The organism is Brevibacillus sp. WF146 (genome assembly GCF_001673705.2).
GTDB lineage: Bacteria > Bacillota > Bacilli > Brevibacillales > Brevibacillaceae > Brevibacillus > Brevibacillus thermoruber.
The window spans coordinates 1472514-1490132 of sequence record NZ_CP109943.1 but is presented as its reverse complement, the minus strand read 5'-3'; the positions used below and the strand labels follow the sequence as shown (position 1 = coordinate 1490132).

Annotated in this window: 19 protein-coding genes; 7 read left to right on the top strand and 12 right to left on the bottom strand. The window is 60.8% G+C overall.

The features are described from left to right. The first annotated feature begins 295 nt into the window (after positions 1 to 295). Positions 296 to 913 (top strand): MerR family transcriptional regulator, encoded by a 618-nt coding sequence (locus tag A6764_RS07295; protein WP_029099823.1) that lies wholly within the window; start codon positions 296 to 298, stop codon positions 911 to 913. Between the two features lie 167 nt (positions 914 to 1080). Here A6764_RS07295 and A6764_RS07290 read toward each other — a convergent pair whose 3' ends face one another. Next, the gene (locus tag A6764_RS07290) at positions 1081 to 1764 is read right to left on the bottom strand and encodes a TerC family protein (protein ID WP_065066949.1); all 684 of its coding nucleotides are present in this window, start codon (positions 1762 to 1764) and stop codon (positions 1081 to 1083) included. Between the two features lie 129 nt (positions 1765 to 1893). On the opposite strand from A6764_RS07290, the gene A6764_RS07285 reads away from it, so the two are divergent. From A6764_RS07285 to A6764_RS07265, 5 genes are all read left to right on the top strand, one after another. Then, entirely contained in the window at positions 1894 to 2415 is a 522-nt protein-coding gene (locus A6764_RS07285; RefSeq protein ID WP_065066950.1) for an ADP-heptose synthase, read from the top strand. Between the two features lie 153 nt (positions 2416 to 2568). Next, the gene (locus tag A6764_RS07280; protein WP_065066951.1) at positions 2569 to 3996 is read left to right on the top strand and encodes a MocR-like pyridoxine biosynthesis transcription factor PdxR; all 1428 of its coding nucleotides are present in this window, start codon (positions 2569 to 2571) and stop codon (positions 3994 to 3996) included. Further along, a complete protein-coding gene (locus A6764_RS07275) occupies positions 3993 to 4727 on the top strand; it encodes an AzlC family ABC transporter permease (RefSeq protein WP_065066952.1) in 735 nt (244 codons plus the stop codon). Before A6764_RS07280 ends, A6764_RS07275 begins: the two co-directional genes overlap by 4 nt. Beyond that, on the top strand, positions 4724 to 5044 hold the full coding sequence (locus A6764_RS07270; protein ID WP_081904137.1) for an AzlD domain-containing protein: 321 nt from the start codon (positions 4724 to 4726) through the stop codon (positions 5042 to 5044). The genes A6764_RS07275 and A6764_RS07270 overlap by 4 nt, the downstream gene beginning before the upstream one ends. A 90-nt stretch (positions 5045 to 5134) precedes the next feature. After that, positions 5135 to 5614, top strand: a complete 480-nt coding sequence (locus A6764_RS07265; RefSeq protein WP_029099817.1) for a chemotaxis protein CheW — start codon at positions 5135 to 5137, stop codon at positions 5612 to 5614. A 173-nt stretch (positions 5615 to 5787) separates the two neighbouring features. Here A6764_RS07265 and A6764_RS07260 read toward each other — a convergent pair whose 3' ends face one another. The 7 genes from A6764_RS07260 to A6764_RS07230 form a co-directional block, all read right to left on the bottom strand. Beyond that, positions 5788 to 6456 carry a hypothetical protein gene (locus A6764_RS07260; protein ID WP_065066953.1) on the bottom strand — a complete coding sequence of 223 codons (669 nt, stop codon included), beginning with the start codon at positions 6454 to 6456 and terminating at the stop codon, positions 5788 to 5790. Between the two features lie 73 nt (positions 6457 to 6529). Next, a complete protein-coding gene (gene thpR, locus A6764_RS07255) occupies positions 6530 to 7126 on the bottom strand; it encodes an RNA 2',3'-cyclic phosphodiesterase (RefSeq protein ID WP_065066954.1) in 597 nt (198 codons plus the stop codon). A gap of 113 nt (positions 7127 to 7239) precedes the next feature. After that, complete coding sequence (locus A6764_RS07250; protein WP_255309653.1) at positions 7240 to 7650, bottom strand: hypothetical protein; 411 nt, start codon at positions 7648 to 7650, stop codon at positions 7240 to 7242. A gap of 266 nt (positions 7651 to 7916) precedes the next feature. Further along, positions 7917 to 8966 carry a hypothetical protein gene (locus A6764_RS07245; RefSeq protein ID WP_065066956.1) on the bottom strand — a complete coding sequence of 350 codons (1050 nt, stop codon included), beginning with the start codon at positions 8964 to 8966 and terminating at the stop codon, positions 7917 to 7919. Further along, positions 8963 to 9763, bottom strand: a complete 801-nt coding sequence (gene surE, locus A6764_RS07240) for a 5'/3'-nucleotidase SurE (RefSeq protein ID WP_065066957.1) — start codon at positions 9761 to 9763, stop codon at positions 8963 to 8965. The genes A6764_RS07245 and surE overlap by 4 nt, the downstream gene beginning before the upstream one ends. Positions 9764 to 10026: 263 nt before the next feature. Further along, a complete protein-coding gene (locus A6764_RS07235) occupies positions 10027 to 10452 on the bottom strand; it encodes a tellurite resistance TerB family protein (RefSeq protein ID WP_029099811.1) in 426 nt (141 codons plus the stop codon). A 105-nt stretch (positions 10453 to 10557) separates the two neighbouring features. Continuing rightward, positions 10558 to 12369, bottom strand: coding sequence for an SgrR family transcriptional regulator (locus tag A6764_RS07230; protein WP_264622466.1), 1812 nt, complete (start codon positions 12367 to 12369; stop codon positions 10558 to 10560). Between the two features lie 125 nt (positions 12370 to 12494). On the opposite strand from A6764_RS07230, the gene A6764_RS07225 reads away from it, so the two are divergent. Beyond that, the gene (locus tag A6764_RS07225; RefSeq protein WP_255309654.1) at positions 12495 to 13730 is read left to right on the top strand and encodes an MDR family MFS transporter; all 1236 of its coding nucleotides are present in this window, start codon (positions 12495 to 12497) and stop codon (positions 13728 to 13730) included. Positions 13731 to 13742: 12 nt separating this feature from the next. Here A6764_RS07225 and A6764_RS07220 read toward each other — a convergent pair whose 3' ends face one another. From A6764_RS07220 to A6764_RS07205, 4 genes are all read right to left on the bottom strand, one after another. Next, complete coding sequence (locus tag A6764_RS07220) at positions 13743 to 14537, bottom strand: ABC transporter ATP-binding protein (protein ID WP_029099808.1); 795 nt, start codon at positions 14535 to 14537, stop codon at positions 13743 to 13745. Further along, entirely contained in the window at positions 14530 to 15462 is a 933-nt protein-coding gene (locus tag A6764_RS07215; protein ID WP_035295473.1) for an ABC transporter permease, read from the bottom strand. The genes A6764_RS07220 and A6764_RS07215 overlap by 8 nt, the downstream gene beginning before the upstream one ends. A 21-nt stretch (positions 15463 to 15483) precedes the next feature. After that, complete coding sequence (locus A6764_RS07210) at positions 15484 to 16521, bottom strand: ABC transporter substrate-binding protein (RefSeq protein WP_065066960.1); 1038 nt, start codon at positions 16519 to 16521, stop codon at positions 15484 to 15486. 89 nt (positions 16522 to 16610) lie between these two features. Beyond that, the gene (locus A6764_RS07205) at positions 16611 to 17618 is read right to left on the bottom strand and encodes an ABC transporter substrate-binding protein (RefSeq protein ID WP_029099805.1); all 1008 of its coding nucleotides are present in this window, start codon (positions 17616 to 17618) and stop codon (positions 16611 to 16613) included. Position 17619: the final 1 nt, after the last annotated feature.

The following is a 17619-nucleotide window of genomic DNA, read 5'->3' as shown; positions in this document are numbered from 1 at the left end:
GGGTGTCGGACGTGTGTCCCTTCCATTCTACGCGCCTGTCCCGGTCATTATGATCGTCCGTCGTCCCGCAGGCAAAACCGGCCGCTGCGGGTTCCCGGGGCAAAGCGGGGAGCCGTTCCGCACGGCCCCGCCCCTGCTTCCATGTCCGACGAACGCATGACAAAAACCGCCAACCTGTCCGAAAAGGCCGAAACGCGACTAGTTTTCAGAACCTTTGTCGATTCCCTTTTACCGGGAAAAATTGGTGCTATAATGAGGCCACGGGAATACCTGATGGGAAAAGGAGTGATTCGGGATGGATGTACAAGTGTGGATGGCTTCCAAGGAAGTGGCGGATCGGTTGGATGTTCACGTCCGGACGTTGCGAAACTGGCTGGAGATGTTCGTGCCGGCGCAGGAGCGGCAGAAAAATCCGCAGGGTCACTACCTGATCAGTGAGACAGGGTTTTCCTTGCTGAAAGAAGTCAAGCACCGCAAGGACGAAGGCAGCTACTCCCTGCGCGACATACAGCGGCAGTTGATTGAAGAAGGCAGAATCCCGGCGGACATGCTGGTCGATGAGGAAACGGCCGCCGCTCAGGAGCAGTTGGTCTCCGTGACCGGGCCAAAGGCAGCCGGCCTCCGCGAGATGGAGCTGACCGTGCAGGAGATGATGCTTCAGTTTCAGCATGAGCTGGCCCAACTGTCGTCATTGAACCAACTGCAGTCCACCATTTTGCAAAAAATCGCGGACATCGAGGAGATGCAGGAATCGCTGCGTCTGGAGATGCGCCGCGTCACGTTTGAAATGGATCTCATGCAGCAGCGTCTGACCCGGCGAAAAGAGCGGTTCGAGCGGCATCAGCCCCGCTGGTCGCTCAATCCGTTCCGCTGGTTTACGCGTTCCGACCGGGGCGCCACCGCCGGGAACTAGCCGCATGCCCCTGATTCCGTGCCGCGTCGTTTCCGAAATGACGGTCAGGCCGGACGGAGCGAATCCCCCACACCGGACAAGCCTGCCGCCAACTGCGCGGGCGGATGAGGCCGATTTCCGGGAAAGCCAAAAAAGCTGAGACCCTCGTCTCAGCTTTTTGGTTTGGCTTACGGCTGTTTCGCCGCTTTTTCCCCCTGGCTTCGCTTCTGCTGCAGCAGGCCGGCCAGGATCACCCCTGCCACGATGACCCCCTTGACCGCCTCATCCAGCCAGGTGTAGGCCTGCGCCAGTTCGGCGACCACCTCTTCCTGCAAAATCATCTTGGCCGCCGCCAAGGCGAGCACCCCCGCTCCTATGTAGACCAACCAGGAAAAGCGCTCCATCGCTTTCAGAATCAGTTGGCTGCCGAAAATCATGATCGGGATGCTGATCAACAGGCCCAGAATGATCAGGGTCACATTGCCGTTGGCTGCGCCGGCGATCGCCAGCACGTTGTCCAGCCCCATCATCAGATCGGCGACCACAATCGTCCGGATCGCCTGGATCAGGCTCTCGCTGGAGTCGATGTGGGCTTCCCCGTCATCGTCCACCAGCAGCTTGTAGCTGATCCAGACCAGCAGGATGCCGCCCATCAGGTAGAGATACGGAATCTGCAGCAGGTAAACGGCCAGCAGCGTGGCGACGATCCGGACGATGATGGCGAGCAGCGTCCCCCAGAGGATCGCTTTTTTGCGGTGTTCCCGCGAGAGCTTGCGGCAGGCGATCGCGATCACCACCGCGTTGTCGCCGCTCAGAACGATATTGATGGTAATAATAAGCAAGAGTGCGGAAAAAAACGCCGGATCCCACAAGGCCGACAACCCCCTGTCGAAATAAGTATGGTCTTCCACGCCGTATCGAAATCACCTTCATGCTATGCCTGTCCAGGGTTGTTGTCAACTTCCGATTTCAGTATGATGGTTACGAGGAGGGTTGTCGAAATGCCGAAACAATTCGTTATCGAAGCGATCATGCTGGCCATCTACGGGGAATTGATGGCACCGTCGCAACCGGTAGAGTATTTCATACCCGCGTCGACAATCTACGAATTGGACGAGTTTTACCATAGCCCGGAACCGATCATGCCGATCCCGGCCGACGATCAGCACGTACGCAAGGTCATGCAGGAAATGATCCAGTTTTTCTCCGACCCGTTTAACCGCAAGCGCATGGAAAAGGGCCTGATCGCTCCCTGGTCCATCGTGCCGTTTTCGTTTCCGAACGGCGTGACGCTCAACGTGGTCAAGGTGGACGACAACGCCATGTGGGGAGAACTGTTCGATCCGGTGGAAACCCAACTGCTGCTCACATCGATGCGCTTTGAGATACCGCTGATCACCGACCAGACGGATTACCAGGATCGGATTTTGGAATATGTCATTCCCGTTCAGTTTTACGATGTAGACGACTTTGAATTTGCCTTGGAACAAGGCATCTCGTTGGACGAGCTGCGGGAGCCGTAAAACGGCTTCCCCCTTCTTTCTTCACGGACAGATCGGCAGGCTCTGGCCCAGCCCGTCTGTTGGTTTTTTATTGCCGGAAAATTGGCTCTTTTATTTTTTGCCGGGAGCCGGTATAGTGGAGAGCAAAGCACAGACAGAAAAAGAGGCAGCATCATGGGGCGAAAACCGATTTACACGCGCGTGTACAATCACCTGCGCTATCAAATTTTAAGCGGCGAATTGGCAATTGGCTCCCCTTTGCCGCCGGAGCGGAAGCTGGCCGAGCAGTTGGGCGTGAGCCGCAATACGGTGGTTCGGGCCTATGGCGAATTGGAAGCGGAAGGATTCATCGCCAGCCGGATGGGCAGCGGCCGGTACGTGGAAGCCCTCCCGCCCGCTCCGGGGATCAGGCGGATTGACTGGAACAGCCGGCACGGTTACGAATCGCTGGCCGCCTCCCCGTCGCACATGGCGGACCTGCTGGGGGTCACCGACCGCTATCCGGATACCATCAACTTTGCCCACGGCGACGGGGGCAAGCACACCTTGGCCTCCTCCCACTTTTCCGACTACGTGAAGGCGACGGCGGAAGAGCTGCCTTCGTATTACTTTACCTCGGTGCAGGGACTGCCCCACCTGCGGGAGCTGCTTGTGGAGTGGATGGGGATGGAACAGGTCTCTTCACCGGAGCAGGTGACGATTACCAGCGGCTCCCAGGAAGGCTTGTACCTGATCACCACGCTTCTGGCCCGGCCCGGCGACTGCATCGTCACGGAAATGCCCACCTATTTCGGCTCGCTGCAGCTCTTCCAGTCGCTCGGCCTGCAGATCGTGCCGGTACCGCTGGATGCGGACGGCATGCGCATCGACGTCCTGGAAGGCGTGCTGGCCCGCTGCCGGCCGCGCTTTCTCTACACGGTGCCGACGTATCACAACCCGACCGGCCGGACGCTGTCGCTTGAACGGCGCAAGCGGCTCCTGGCGCTGAGCGAACGATACGGCGTCCCGATCGTCGAGGACGACGCCTACCGGCACCTGCATCTCGCGGAGGAACCGCCGCCGCCGTTGAAGGCGCTGGATGAGACCGGCAGCGTCATCTACCTGAACACGTTTTCCAAACTGCTGTTCCCCGGCCTGCGCATCGGCTGGGTGGCGGCCAGCCGGCCGTTTGTCCGCCTGCTGACCCGGCTGAAGGAACTGTCGATCACGACCAATACGCTGGGACAGTTGGCGGTGGCAGCCTTTCTCCGGGACGGCGCCCTGCTCCCTCACCTGGCGGACGCACGCCGCCAATACGCCGAGCAGGCGGCGATCATGGAACGCCACCTGGAACGGCTGCGGCCTCTCGGCATCCGCTGGGAGCGGCCGGCCGGCGGGTTTTATTTTTGGCTGTCCCTGCCCGAAGAGATCAACCCCCGCCGGCTGATGACGCTCTGCCGGGAACAGGGGGTTCTGCTCGCCTGCGGCGACATGTTTTTGCTGCGGGAGGCGGAACAGCCGTATATCCGGCTTTGCTTTACGCACGAACGGCCGGAGCAGATCGACAGGGGCATGGCCATCATCGCCCGTCTGCTGCACGACCGAAAGGAGCTGATGACATGAACACGAGTGAGACCGCCGCGTGGAAGCAGGGTGTGCTGGACGCCCTGCCGATCACGGCCAGCTACGTCTTGTTCGGCGCCATATTCGGCATGCTCTCCGGTCAGGCCGGCCTGGCCGCCTGGGAAAGCATGGCCATGTCGCTTTTCGTCTATTCGGGGGCGGCGCAGTTTGCGGCCAGCTCGATGATCGCCGAACACGCAGGCTTTTGGGCGATCATTCTGACCACCTGCCTGTTAAACGTGCGCCACTTTTTGATGGGCTTTTCGCTGTCTCCCTATTATCAGCGCTTTTCGCCCGCCCAGGTGAATGCGCTGGCTTTTCTGCTGACCGACGAGCAGTACGCCATTACCCTGAACCGTTTTCGCCGCTATCCGAGCGACACGTCGTACATCCTCGGGGTGGGCCTCTCGCTGTACATCGCCTGGGGCGCCGGCACCTGGCTGGGAACGGCGGCCGGCCAGTGGATACCGGACCCGGCCTCTCTGGGCCTTGGCTTCAGCTTTACCGCGATGTTTGTGGCGCTCGCGTACTACCAGTTGTCGTCCGTTGTCCGCATCCTGACGTTTTTGCTCTGCGGAGCGGCCGCCGTCGGGCTGACGTTCGTGCTCCCCAACGGGCTGCCCGTGCTGGCCGCGGGCCTGCTCGCCTTTGCCGTCGGCTATTTCCTGCCCGCGCCGGAACCGGCCGAAACAACCCAACCGCCGAACGCCAAGGAGGTGGAGTCGACGTGAGCACCCATCCGCTCCTGCTCTATCTCGTGATGGCGGCGGCCACCTACCTGTCGCGCCGGGCGTTTCTCCGTTTGCCCAGCCGCCACTTTTCCGCCCGGCTGAAGAACGGTCTCAGCTTTATTCCGCTTGGCATCTTTGCCTCGCTCATCTTTCCCTCCCTGTTCGTGGCCGAGGGACAACTGGCGGTGCAGCCGCTGTTTCTGATCGCCAGCGCGGTCTGTTTGGCCGTGATGGCGGTCAGCCGCAACGTCTTTATCAGCTTTGGCGTCAGCCTGGGGCTGGTCGTCCTCGTGTCGCTCGGCGTGATCCCGCTCTGAGAAAACCGGGAAAAAATGCCTACCCTCAGCGTTTGTCCATGGTACAATACGGGTAAAGAATGGTAAAGCGTTGTGGGAGGGACATGGAAGATGGAAACGGTACAACTACGGGACGGTACAGACTGGAAAGCGGAAGGCGATTCCGTCCAATCCATTTTGTTTCGCATGGGGGACGAAACCTACGGCCTGCCGATCTCGCTGGTGCGGGAGATTATCAAGCCGCTGCCGGTGACCCGCTTCCCCAAGTCACCGCCGTACGTGGAAGGCGTGATCGATCTGAGGGGACGGATTCTGCCGATCATCAACCTGCGGACGATGTTCGGTCTGGAGCCGCTGCCGCTGACGGAAGAGAGCCGGTTTATCGACCTGCAGCTGGAGGGGCTGAATGTGGGCATCGTCGTGGACGCCGTGTCGGAAGTGATCTACCTGTCCAGGCAGTTGATCGAACCGGCCCCCCCGATCGTGGCCGGAGTCGAGGGCAAATACTTGAGCGGCATCGCCCGGCTGGAGGACAAGCTGATCATGCTGCTGGACGCGGACGAAATTTTTGCGCAGTGGAAAAAGGATTGAAACCGAACAACGCCCCTGGTACCTGGAACGGGTACAGGGGCGTTTTCACTTTTGTCCGGATTGTTCGCTGAAAACAGCACGCATGCAAAACGCGGCGAGACAGACTTGGCCGTCTTCCCATGGACATGTTGATCCCTTCCTGGAACGAACGGTGATCGGCGCGCGCTTCTCTGTTACTCCCGGCCGCCGCTGGCCAGGTACGAGTAATTGACCCAGACCATCTCCTCAATCCCGAGAATTTCCTTGAACAGATCGACCGAGTCGTACAGCATCGAAGACCCGGTCTCCTCGTCCACTTCGGTCAGGAGCTGCAGGTCAAACAGCGAACGGATCTGCTGCACCTGCTTGTGGCCGACCAACCGGCTGAAACATTGGGGACGCACCCGGGTAATGCCTTTGCCCACTTCCCGTCGATACCGGTCGGATCGCACCACGCGATCCAGGATCTCCTCGTACTTCTGCCGGACGTCGTCGCTTTCGTCGATGCCTTCCTCAAGATCCACGTGCGGAAACAGACGCCCAAACTCCGCTTCCGCCAGCTCCACGTCCAGCGAATAGCTGATCGTGGCCGAGGATACCTCGTACCCGCCGTCGAACAGCCGAAAGCCCCACCCATTCTCTTCGGAGTCGTGAAACCAGAGCAGCGGCACACAATGGCGGGACAACTGCAGGAGAAACTGCACGGTTTGATGCGTTTCCAGCCATTCGTCCCGCAGGAAAAAGGCGTTCCAGTCGTGATTGACGTTTCTGTGGAAGTAAGGCTGCCGCGATTTAGGCAGGGCGGTCAGCACTTTCGGTTCGTATTTGCGCGGATACAAAATCCCGGTCGTGAACTCACCCATCCGATTTCCACCGCTTTCTGGCAGGCTCCCCCTTCTTGGCGCAACGGTGCGAGCCATGGTTCTCCCTACCAGTTTATTCATCAGGCGCTTGTTTTTTGCCGTGATCTTTGCCAAACGTGCTGGTGTGGAGAACGGTGTGGACGGCGCCGCCTGGCCGCAGTTCCGACCGGAAGAGGTGCATCGAGGTGACCTGCCAGCGGGGCGGATGTTGAGCGAGAACATCCTGATTCCATTCGGACAGCGGCAGCCCGCCATCCGCCGCGTGCGGGCCGCGCGCCAGCGTAATGTGGGGCCGGTACGGTTTGCGGTCGAACGAAACGCCGGGATGCAGCTCAAAGCGCTTGCCCAGGAGCAGGTGAAGCTGTTTCAGCCGGTCAGTCTGGCCGCCAAGCCCCAGCCACAGAACGCGCGGCCGCTCCGCGTCAGGAAAGGCGCCCAACCGGCCCGTCTGCAGCGAAAACGGCGGGATGATCGCGCTCACGATGTCCAGATCCTCGCGCAGGGCGGGCAGCCATTTCTCGTCCACGTCCCCGAGAAAGTGGAGGGTGAGGTGCAGGTTCGAAAGCGGCTGCCAGCGGTCGGCGGCAAGCTGCGAGCGCAGCCGCTGCTGGACGCCGGCGATGTACTGAACGGCGTTTTCCGGTAGATCCAATGCAACAAACAGACGCATGAACCAGTCGTGCCTCCTCGTTGTGTTGCGCCCGGCCGGCTGCGGTTGTCCGATCCGGGCGCCGTCAAAAAATGGCTCCCCCAAGCCGGGGAGCCGCGGTGCGCAGGTTTTGGTCAGGCTGCCATCACCTTTCCGGTTACAATGCCCAGGACCGTGCGGGCGTATTCGCCCACCAGGCCGGAACCGGGCTTGCTTTCAAAGCGAAGCGTCAGCTCCACATGGCCGACGTGTCCTGCCGGCGGGACGATCCAGAACAGCTCCGCTTCACCGGCGAGGATTTCCTCGATCCGCTGCTTCTTGCCTTCGATGTCCAGATGCGGGTAGTGCGACAGTGAAAATTTCATCGTCACGGCGATCGGCTCACACGGCGGCGTCTCGTTCTGCGTGCTGACCCTGCCGCGGATAACCACCACGCCGGCCTCTCCCCACAAGGTGTACTCCAGGATCGCCTGAAAATGCGGATGGACCTGCAGCTCCAGCGCGGGGAATCCGCCGTCGATGCGCAGCGCGAACCGCTCGGCCAACTGCGCGACCTCCTCCTGAAAACGGCGGGCGCAGTCCGAAACCGCCTCAAACACGCAAGGTTGAACAGAGTACATCCTTCTCACCCTTCCCAGCAGAATATCTGTCCTTCCTAACTTCGCAGCACCGCTTGTCGTTTCCTTTGTGGAAACCTGACTACTTTACCCATATTTTCGCGAAACGACAAACATTCCACCGGAAAACGTGTCGAACGATCGGATTGGCCCCGCGTATCAGGCAGTCGCGACGGACAGGCTTTTTGCTTCCCCTATCGCGGCCCGTACGGATTGGACGCTGCGGGCCAGCGGGACGCGAACAAGCGCTGCAGCCGTTCCTGCACGGCTTCGTCCAGTTCCAGGTGAAACAGGCGGCCGTCTTCCATGCGGATCAGCGGAAAGGCGCCCCACGCAAGGGGAGCAGCCTCCTCGGTACGGACAAACTCCGGCAGCGCGAGGAGAAACCGGGCAAACGGGTTGGCCTCGTCGGCGGACATGTGCACCACTTCAAACACCTGCGACAAGGAAGGCGTGACGATCAGCCGAAGCTGCTCTCCCTGCTCGGCCGCCCACACCGTAAAGGCGGTCTCGCGCACCTCGCTGCGGGCGTGGCGGCGCATGACCCAGACCGCTTGCTGGACGGCGCTCATCAAGAGGTGCTGGGCCCCTTCCTCCCCGTGCTTCTTTCGCATGCGGGCGTAGTCGATCAGGTAGGCGACGCCCGTCTCCGCCAGCACCTGATCGGGAAGCGCCAGAGCGGAAATGGTCTCTGCCTCTTCTTCCCGCACGGCTGCTTCGCGCGGCACCTCTTCCATCCGCCCTTCGTACAGGGAGCGGATCATTGCTTCCGCACGGGATGCCTCCAGCGGCGAAAAGGTGATCGCTTCCGTGTAGATATGGGTGAGCAGGCCTGCTTCGTAGGAGAGGTAGTGCAGGAGCGTCTTTTCCTGTTCCAGCATGCGCAGGGCCATGTGACGCTCCTGCGGCCGCTTGATGTCAAACGCGAGCGGGAAGCCGAGCGGATGGATCGGATCGGAGAGGGTCCAGACCACCGCGAGCAGCTTGTCGCGGTAGGTCTTGAACTCCACCGAGACGGCGTCCCGGGTCGCTTCGCTGAACGCGTCGACGCTCTCGAACACGAGGAACAGCTCCACGTCACCGGCCGCGTTGAGACGGGCAAAGTAGGGCAGCCCTTCTTCGCCGGCCAGGCGGTACAAATCGGCAAAGACGGCGGCGTCCAGCACATCCCCCTGCGTGGCCGCTGTCGGCGACGTCAGCGTCGGATCGGGCGCCACCTCCGGACGAAACGGCTGTCCTGTCATGTTGTGCCCTGTCCCCGCTGCTTCACCAACGGCCACTCGGCCATTTCGGCCAAAAGCGAGCGGTCGGTTGCGTCGATATGTACCGGCGTGACCGTTATGTAGCCGTTTTTGACCAGGTGGTAGTCGTCCGCATCCGACTGCTGCTGACCGTCCGGGTATTCCCGCGTCAGCCAGTACCCCCCGTCTTCCCGATCGTACCTGTCTTCGTAGTGGTGCAGGGCGAGCGCGGCCGGCGCGATTCCTTTCACCTGTTCGGGAGGCAGGTGGGGGATGTTGACGTTCCAGAAAACGTCGGCGGGCAGTTTCTTGCCGGCCGCCTGCTCGCAGAACATCTGCAGCAGCGGACGAATCAGCTCGCCCACCCGGCCGAAGTCGTCCTGGGCGTACCAGTTGTCGTAGGAGAGGGCGACGCCGGGAACGCCGAGAATGACCGCTTCCCTGGCCCCGCTGCAGGTGCCCGAGTAATAGATGTCACGGCCCAGGTTGGTGCCGACATTGATGCCGGAAAAGACGATGTCCGGCCTGCGCCGGTCTTCAAACAGCAGATGGCAGGCCGCCTTGACGCAGTCGGCCGGGTTGCCGTTGATCGCCCATGCTTTTACCGGCAAGCCGTAAAACGCGTGAGAGACAGGGGCCAGCGCGCTGCGGTAGGTGAGGCCGTGCCCTACCCCGCTCCGCTCTTCCGCCGGGGCCACGACGTAAATCTCCGCTTCCTTTAGATCGAGGAGCGCTTCCGCCAGCCGCCTGATGCCCTGCGCTTCAATCCCGTCATCGTTGGTCAACAAAATCCGCAACATGTTGTGTCCTCCTTCTTAGTGGCGCTGCCACCTCGATTATACTTCTTCGTCAATCCACATCAGAGTGCCCGCAGGGTGCTTCTTAGTGGCGCTGCCACCTCGAGTATTCTTCCTCGTCAAGCCACATCAGGGTGCCCGCAGGGTACTTTAATGGCGCTGCCCGCTTTTCTCCTTATTGTACCAAAAATGAAAAACGGACCCCAATCCTGTTTGAGGTCCGCACGAAGTTTTGGGCTGCACGCGTTTCGCCTCCGGATCGCCGCCTATTCGTCGACGATCTGCTTCCAACGATCCCGCCACCGGATGCCCTCTTCGATCCACTCCTCCACCTGGACGACCTTTTCCTCCGGAATCCCCAGCAGGCGGGCGATGCGGCGAATCTCGTTCGTTTCGGCCGGCGACAGCTTGTGGTCGATCAGCGCGATCCGGTACAACTGGCGCAGCAGCATCAGCTTCTCCGTCCGCGTCAGGTCCACCATGTCGGCCACGATCGTCTCCGGACGCTTGGGATAATCCATGTCATCCATGAGAATCTGCCGCTCTTTCAGCGTGAAGTGCTCCGAATTGACCATCTCCTGAATCCGGGTCACTTCTTTGTTGCCTATATATCCGTCGGCATGGCCGACGCAGATCATCAAGCGAATGGACGCAAACAAAATCTGTTTGTCCTTTTCCGTTTTGGTATGCAATTCGTATTTCCTCCCCCGAAACTCACTGCAATGTGAGATGCCGTGTTTGCCTAATTATACGACGAAAGGGGAAAGCGGTTTCAGACAAAAATGTGACATTTTTTATCACGACCGGACAAACATGCGGGAAAAATCAGGCCACCCGTGCGCATTGAGCGAAAGGCCGGACCATCGGGGGTGGGCGAGCAGCTCGATGCGATTCCGGTACAGCGGCAAAAACACCCGCTGACGGCGCAGCCAGGACACGATCGCCCGCACCTGCCGGCGCCGCTCTTTTTCATCGAAGGTGCGCGTGAGAACCGCTGATCGTGCCATCACTTCCCTGACGGCCTCCCGCGGAAGGTGGTGACAGGGGCTGAATGCCTGGTCGTGCAAAAATTCCAGGAGCGACAGTTCTTCCCGCTCGTCGATGTTGGCGCTGTCCAGCACGAGATCGGCTCCCCTGAATGTCTCGGGCCGGGCCAATTCTTCCGGCTCTACGTACACAATCCGAACGTCGATGCCATAACGGGCGCAGCGCTGCCGAATCCACTCCGCGTCCTCGGCGTGATCCTCGTCGGGATAGCTGACGAGCCGGAGGGGTTCTTCCCTGTAGCCGATCGCCTTCAAACGCCGCAGGATCTCCGAGTCGCTCATCGGGGGGAAACTGCTGACCTCCCGTCTCTCCGTCTCCGGCTCTCCCCAGATGACCGCCGGCTCCCGGCTTCCTCCCAGTTCCTCCAGCAGCAGCCGGCGATCCAGGATGCGGTCAAGGATGGCGCGGAAGGCAGCAGACCGAACCGGCCCGGGCTTGATCATGTTGCACCCGAGGTACTGAAAGCACCGCTCGCTGCGGGACAGCTCCGTCCAGGTTGACCGCGAACCATCCTGCTTCTCCCTCCCCGGGACGTTGGCGTACACGATTTCGGGCCATCCGGCTTCCGTTTCGGCCGCGATGTCCGGGACGCACCAGATTTCGATCCGATCCACAAACGGACGGCCGCCAAAATACGGTTCGAACGCTTCCAGCACCAGCATGGAGTCGTCATTGCGGACCACGCGAAACGGCCCGGTTCCCGACGGCATGCGGCCAAATTGCCCGCCCATCCGCTCCGTGTAGTCGAACGGGACGATGGAAGCGAACTCCTTGCTCAAGGCGTGCAGAAACAGGGAGTCCGGATGGTGCAGCCTGATCCGCAGCGTGTACGCATCGACCACGTCCACCGCACGGATCGACCGGACAAGCCACCGGTGCAGGGGAGACTGGTCTCGCAGGCGAAGCAGGGCATACCGCACATCTTCCGCCTCCAGCATTCTGCCGTGATGAAACCAGACCCCTTTCCGCAGAATGAACGTCCACTCGGTTCCCTGGGGATCGGCCTCCCAGTACAAGGCAAGCCGGGGTTGGAAACGGCCCCGCTCCGGATCAAAGTGAACAAGACCGTCAAACACCTGCTTGGCCAGATGGGCTTCCGAACGAAGCAGCACGCGGGAGGGATCCAGCACGGGAAACGGCCTGCCCTGGGACAGGCGCAGCACATCCTTCCGGCTTCCCGGGCTCCTGCTGACATGCAGGCCAAACTGGCTGCTCATCCAGCGTTGAAAGGTTTCCTCAAGCTCGGCCCACTCCTCCCGATACCGGGAAACAAACGCGCGCGCCCCGCGAATCTCTCCCTGCCGAACCAGTTCCCTGGCAACAGAGAGCGCGGCGTCGGCAGGATGGATGCGAAACGTCAGCACGGACTGATTTCCCCTGCCCTTTCCCGGCTGCCAGAGAATCCATCCCCGCTGCTGCAGCTTTTTTACCGTACCGGCCGCATTGCGCGGGGTGCAGCACAAGATGGAGGCCGCACGGGCCAGCGAGAGGGTGATGGGCTTGTCGAGCGTAGCCTGCGGGCAGCCGGCGAACAGCCGATGATAGTGTTCAAACAGGATCATGACCACGTCACCGCCTCAAAACATGAAAAAACGACCTGTCGTTTTGTACGCTTTTTCTTTCGTTCCCCCCGGCGTACAATCGGGGACAACCCCAATCCCGATACAGAAAGGATACCAGGATGAACATGAAACGAACACCATTTTTCTCCCGCTATCCGACCACGGTCTGGGTCCGTCTCTTCGGCGAACTGGTGACGGAGCTCTCCCTCAGCATGATTGCCCCTTTTCTGATTTTGTACCTGAACGAGCAGGTGGGCAGCTCCGTTCCCCTTACCATGCTGGTGATCGGGCTGCAGCCCGCCAGCGAAATCGCGCTGACGCTCGCGGCCGGGGGCGTGACGGACCGGTACGGGCGCAAATCCGTCATGCTGGTCGCCCTGGGCCTGCAGGCGCTGGCCATGCTGGGAATGGCTTTTGCCCACTCGCTTGCGGCCTTTGCCATCCTGTACATGGTGAACGGTGCGGGCCGCTCCCTCTTCATCCCGGCGGCACGCGCCCTCCTGGCCGATACCGTCCCCCACAGGCTCCAGTCGGAAGCGTTCGCCCTGTTGAATACGGCCAGCTATATCGGCGCGGCGGCCGGTCCGCTTGTGGGCGTGCTGGTCTATCAAAGCGCCCCCGGCCTCGCCTTTCTGCTGACGGCCTTCTCGCTCGCTCTCTACGCCGCGTGCGTCTGGTGGAAGATACCGGCGTCTGCGCCAGAAGCGTCGTCTTTGGCACGCACACCGTCATCGGCCTCAGATGGGGACTTGCGTGCTCCCGGCGCCCCGCACGCGTTCCGTCCCGCGCTCCGACTGATGCTCTTGGCCATGCCGATCAGCCTGTTCTACGCGCAAACGGAAACCAACCTGCAGCTTCATCTGAAGAACACATTCGCCGACTATGTGGAACTGCTGGCCATGCTGGCCGCCACAAAAGCGGCCGCATCCATCCTCCTGGAATTCTGGCTGGTCAAATGGACGCAGCACGTGTCTCCCCGGATTCTCATCACCGGTTCCTACGTCTGCTTCGCCGTCGTCTCGGTTGCCTACGCCCATTCCGACAGTGCAGCCGTGCTGCTTGCCATGCAGCTCGTGTTCATCCTCGGCGAAAGCGTCGGCCTTAATCACCTGCTGACGCTGGTGGCCCGGATCGCGCCGCCCTCCATGCGGGGCCGCTACTTTGCCATCACCGGGCTGCACTGGGACATCTCCCGCGCGGTGGGTCCTTATCTGGGCAGTCTGGTCCTTCTACATTTCGGCGGCGCGTTTTTGTTCGGCGCCACGGCCGTTCTCCTGCTCGTCGGGGCCCTGGCCCAGCACCTTTTCCTGCAGCGAATGGAAAAAGCCTCCCCGTCGCTTCGGGAAGGCTCAAGCATGTAAACGGGGCGCGCGCTACGACAGCAGGTAACGGTCTTCGCTGAACGATTCGCCGCGCGCCGCTTCAAACGCCTGCAGCAGATCCTGCGGCTTCATCGTCCGCTTTTTCTCTTCCGGAATGTCCAGAATGATGCTGCCCTCGTGCATCATCAAGAGGCGGTTGCCCATGTTCAGCGCCTGCTCCATGTTGTGCGTGACCATGATCGTCGTCAGCTTGTGCCGCTCCACGATCTTGCGGGTCAGCTCGACGATGAGCTGCGCCCGTTTCGGGTCCAGGGCCGCCGTGTGTTCGTCCAGCAGCAGGATCTTCGGCTCCGTAAACGTCGCCATTAACAGGCTGAGCGCCTGGCGCTGGCCGCCGGAGAGGAAGCCCACCTTGGTCTTCAAGCGGTTCTCCAGCCCCTGGTCGAGCTGTTTCAAGTGCTCGCGGAACAGCTCCCGCTTGCGGTTGGTGACGCCAAACGACAATGTCCGCCGCCGGCCGCGGCCGTAGGCGATAGCCAGGTTTTCCTCGATGGTCATGTTGGGCGCCGTGCCCGCCATCGGGTCTTGGAACACGCGGCCGACAAAGGTGGCCCGCTGGTGCTCGCCCAGCCGGGTGACGTCCTTGCCGTCAATCGTCACGGTGCCCTTGTCGGGGATCAGTCCGCCGGAGATGATGTTCATCAGCGTCGATTTGCCGGCCCCGTTGCTGCCGATCACGGTGACAAAATCGCCGGGGGCGACGTGCAGGTTGATTTCCCTCAACGCCACCTTCTCGTTGACGGTTCCCTCGTTGAATACTTTGCGGACGCCGGAAATTTTAAGCATCGCCGTTCCCTCCTTTCGCCGTGCGGATCCCCTGTCTTTTCCACACGCCTTTGGCGACGGTCGGCACCGTCAGGGCGATGATCACGATCAGGGCGGTAATCAGCTTCATGTCGGACGGGTTGAGCCCCCTGTCCAGCGCCAGGGCGATCACCAGCCGGTAGACGATCGAGCCGCCGATAACGGCGATGGTGGCCCGGACGATGGAGGAACTGCCAAACAACACTTCCCCGACAATGACGGAGGCCAGACCAATCACGATCATCCCGATCCCCATGCCCACGTCGGCAAAGCCCTGGTACTGCGCCACCCAGGCGCCGGAGACGGCCACCAGCGCGTTGGACAAGGCCAGGCCGATGATCGTGGTCGTGTCGGTGTTGATGCCGAAACTGCGGATCATCTTCGGGTTGTCGCCGGTGGCCCGCAGATCGAGGCCAAGATCGGTGTGCAGGAACCAATCGATCAGGGCTTTCAGCAGCAGAATGCCAATCAGGAACACAACCGCCACACCGGTCAGCAGCACGGACCCGCCCACGGCCACATTGGGGACGCCGAGGTCTTTGACAAACGTGTAAAGCGTCTCCTCCCGCAGAAGCGGCAGGTTGGCTTTCTCCATGATGCGCAGGTTGATCGAGTACAGCGCGATCATCGTCAAAATCCCGGCCAAGAGTCCATTGATTTTCCCCTTGGTGTGCAGGAGGCCGGTAAACGCGCCCGCCGCCCCGCCGGCCACAAAGGCCGCCAGGGTGGCGAGAAGCGGATTCGTGCCGTCAATGATCAGCTTGGCTGCCAACGCCCCGCCCAGCGCGAAGCTGCCGTCCACGGTCAGGTCAGGAAAGTTCAAGATGCGAAAGGTCAGATACACGCCCAGGGCCATGATCGCAAACAGCAAGCCCTGTTCGATTGCTCCGTGATATGCCAGGTTCATAGCGTCCTCCTGTTGCTGCGATTATTGCTCGACCACTTCGGCTGCCCGGTCGAGCAGGGATTGCGGAAGGGTTACGCCCATTTTTTCCGCCGCTTTTTTGTTCAGCACCAGCTTCATCTCGGCCTGCTTCTCTACAGGCATGTCAGCCGGTTTGGCTTCCCCTTTGAGGATTTTCGCCGCCATGTCGGCGGTCTGTTCACCCAGTTTGCCGTAGTCGATGCCGTAGGTGGCGATCGCGCCGCTCTTCACGGAGTTTTCCTCGCCGGCCACCACCGGGATTTTTTGCGATTCCGCCACCCCCAGCACGGCGGAGATGGACGAGACCACCATGTTGTCGGTCGGGATGTAGAACGCGTCCACTTTGCCAACCATCGACTCGGCCGCCTGCTTCACTTCCGTCGGGCTGGTGATGGCCGCTTCCCGGATGGTCAGGCCCAGTTTATCCGCTGCGGCTTTGGCCGCGTCCACCTGCACCTTGGAGTTTACCTCGCCGGAGTTGTAGATGATGCCGACCGTCTTGGCGTCCGCCTTCAGTTCCTGTACCAGTTTCAACTGCTCTTCCACCGGGTTCATGTCCGTCGTGCCGGTCACATTGCCGCCCGGTTTTTCCATCGACTGCACCAGCGAAGCCGCCACCGGATCGGTCACGGCGGTGAAGAGAATCGGAATATCCTTGGTCACCTGGGCGGCTGCCTGAGCGGCCGGTGTGGCGATCGCCAGGATCAGATCGACGTTGTCCGCCTGAAACTTCTGCGCGATCTGCACGGCCTGGTCCATGTTTCCTTGGGCCGACTTGACGTCGTACACCACCTGTTTGTCCTTCTCGTAGCCGTTTTTCCCGAGCTTCGCGATGAACCCGTCCCGCGCCGCATCAAGTGCCGGATGCTCCACGATCTGGACGATGCCCACCTTCAACTGCTTTGTCTCCTGGGCAGGAGCCGGCGAGTTGGCCGGCTGACTGTCCGCCGGAGCGCTTTGCTGCCCACAAGCTGCAACGGATAAAAGCAGCAAAGGACACAGAATTTTCTGGACGACACGCCAAGATTTTTGCTTTCTCATGTGAAAATCCCCCTAGGCATGAAATTTTTTTCATTTTACCATGATGGAAACACATTTCAAACAGAAAAAGAGAGCAAGGCTCTCTTTTTCTACTTAAAGATCTCTTTCGCCTGCTGTTTCAGTTCATCGGGGATGGCAAGGCCAAACTTCGCGGCTGCCGTCTCGTTGATGTACAGCTCGGTCTGTTTGGACACTTCCACCGGCGTGTCGGCCACTTTCTGCCCCTTCAGAATGCGGGCGGCCATCTCCCCGGTCTGCTTGCCGATCTGGTAGTAGTCAATGCCGTAGGTGGCCACGGCTCCCCGTTTCACCGTATCCGTGTCGGAAGCGAAGACCGGAACCTTGTGCTGTTCCGCCGCGCCCAGCACCGCTTCGAACGAAGAGACCACGGTGTTGTCAATCGGGATGAACATGGCCTCCGTCTTGCTGGCCAGCCCCTGGGCCGCGAGCTGCACCTCGGAGAGTTGGGAGATGCCCGCCTTGACGACCTCAATCCCTTGTTTTTTCGCCGCTTCTTCCAGTTCCTTGACCTGCACCTCGGAATTCACTTCCGACGTGGTGTAGATGACGCCCAGTTTCTTCAGGTGCGGCAGAAAGCGTTTGACCAGCTCCAACTGCTGCTCCATCGAGACCTTGTCGGAGGTGCCGGTCACGTTTTTGTCCGGCTTCTCCAGGCTGCTGACCAGTTGGGCGGACAGCGGGTCGGTCACGGAACTGAAGATCACGGGCTTGTCCGCAATCGCCTTGGCTGCTGCCTGGGCGGACGGCGTGGCGATGGCCACGACCAGGTCCTTTCCATCGCCGGCGAATTTTTGCGCGATCGAGACCGTGTTGTTCATGTCACCGTGGGCGTTTTGATAATCCAGCTCCACGTTTTTGCCTTCTTCAAATCCGGATGCTTTCAATCCGTCCACAATTCCCTGGCGGATCGCATCCAGCGCCGGGTGTTCCACGAATTGGGTCAGCCCCAGCTTCACCGTTTGCTGGCCGTTCGCAGCGGTCGCGGTTGCGTCCGTCGTCTGGCCGGATTGGGTGCCACACGCCGTCAGCGCAATCGACAGACATGCGGCCAGTACAGCATGCACAGCTCGTCTCATC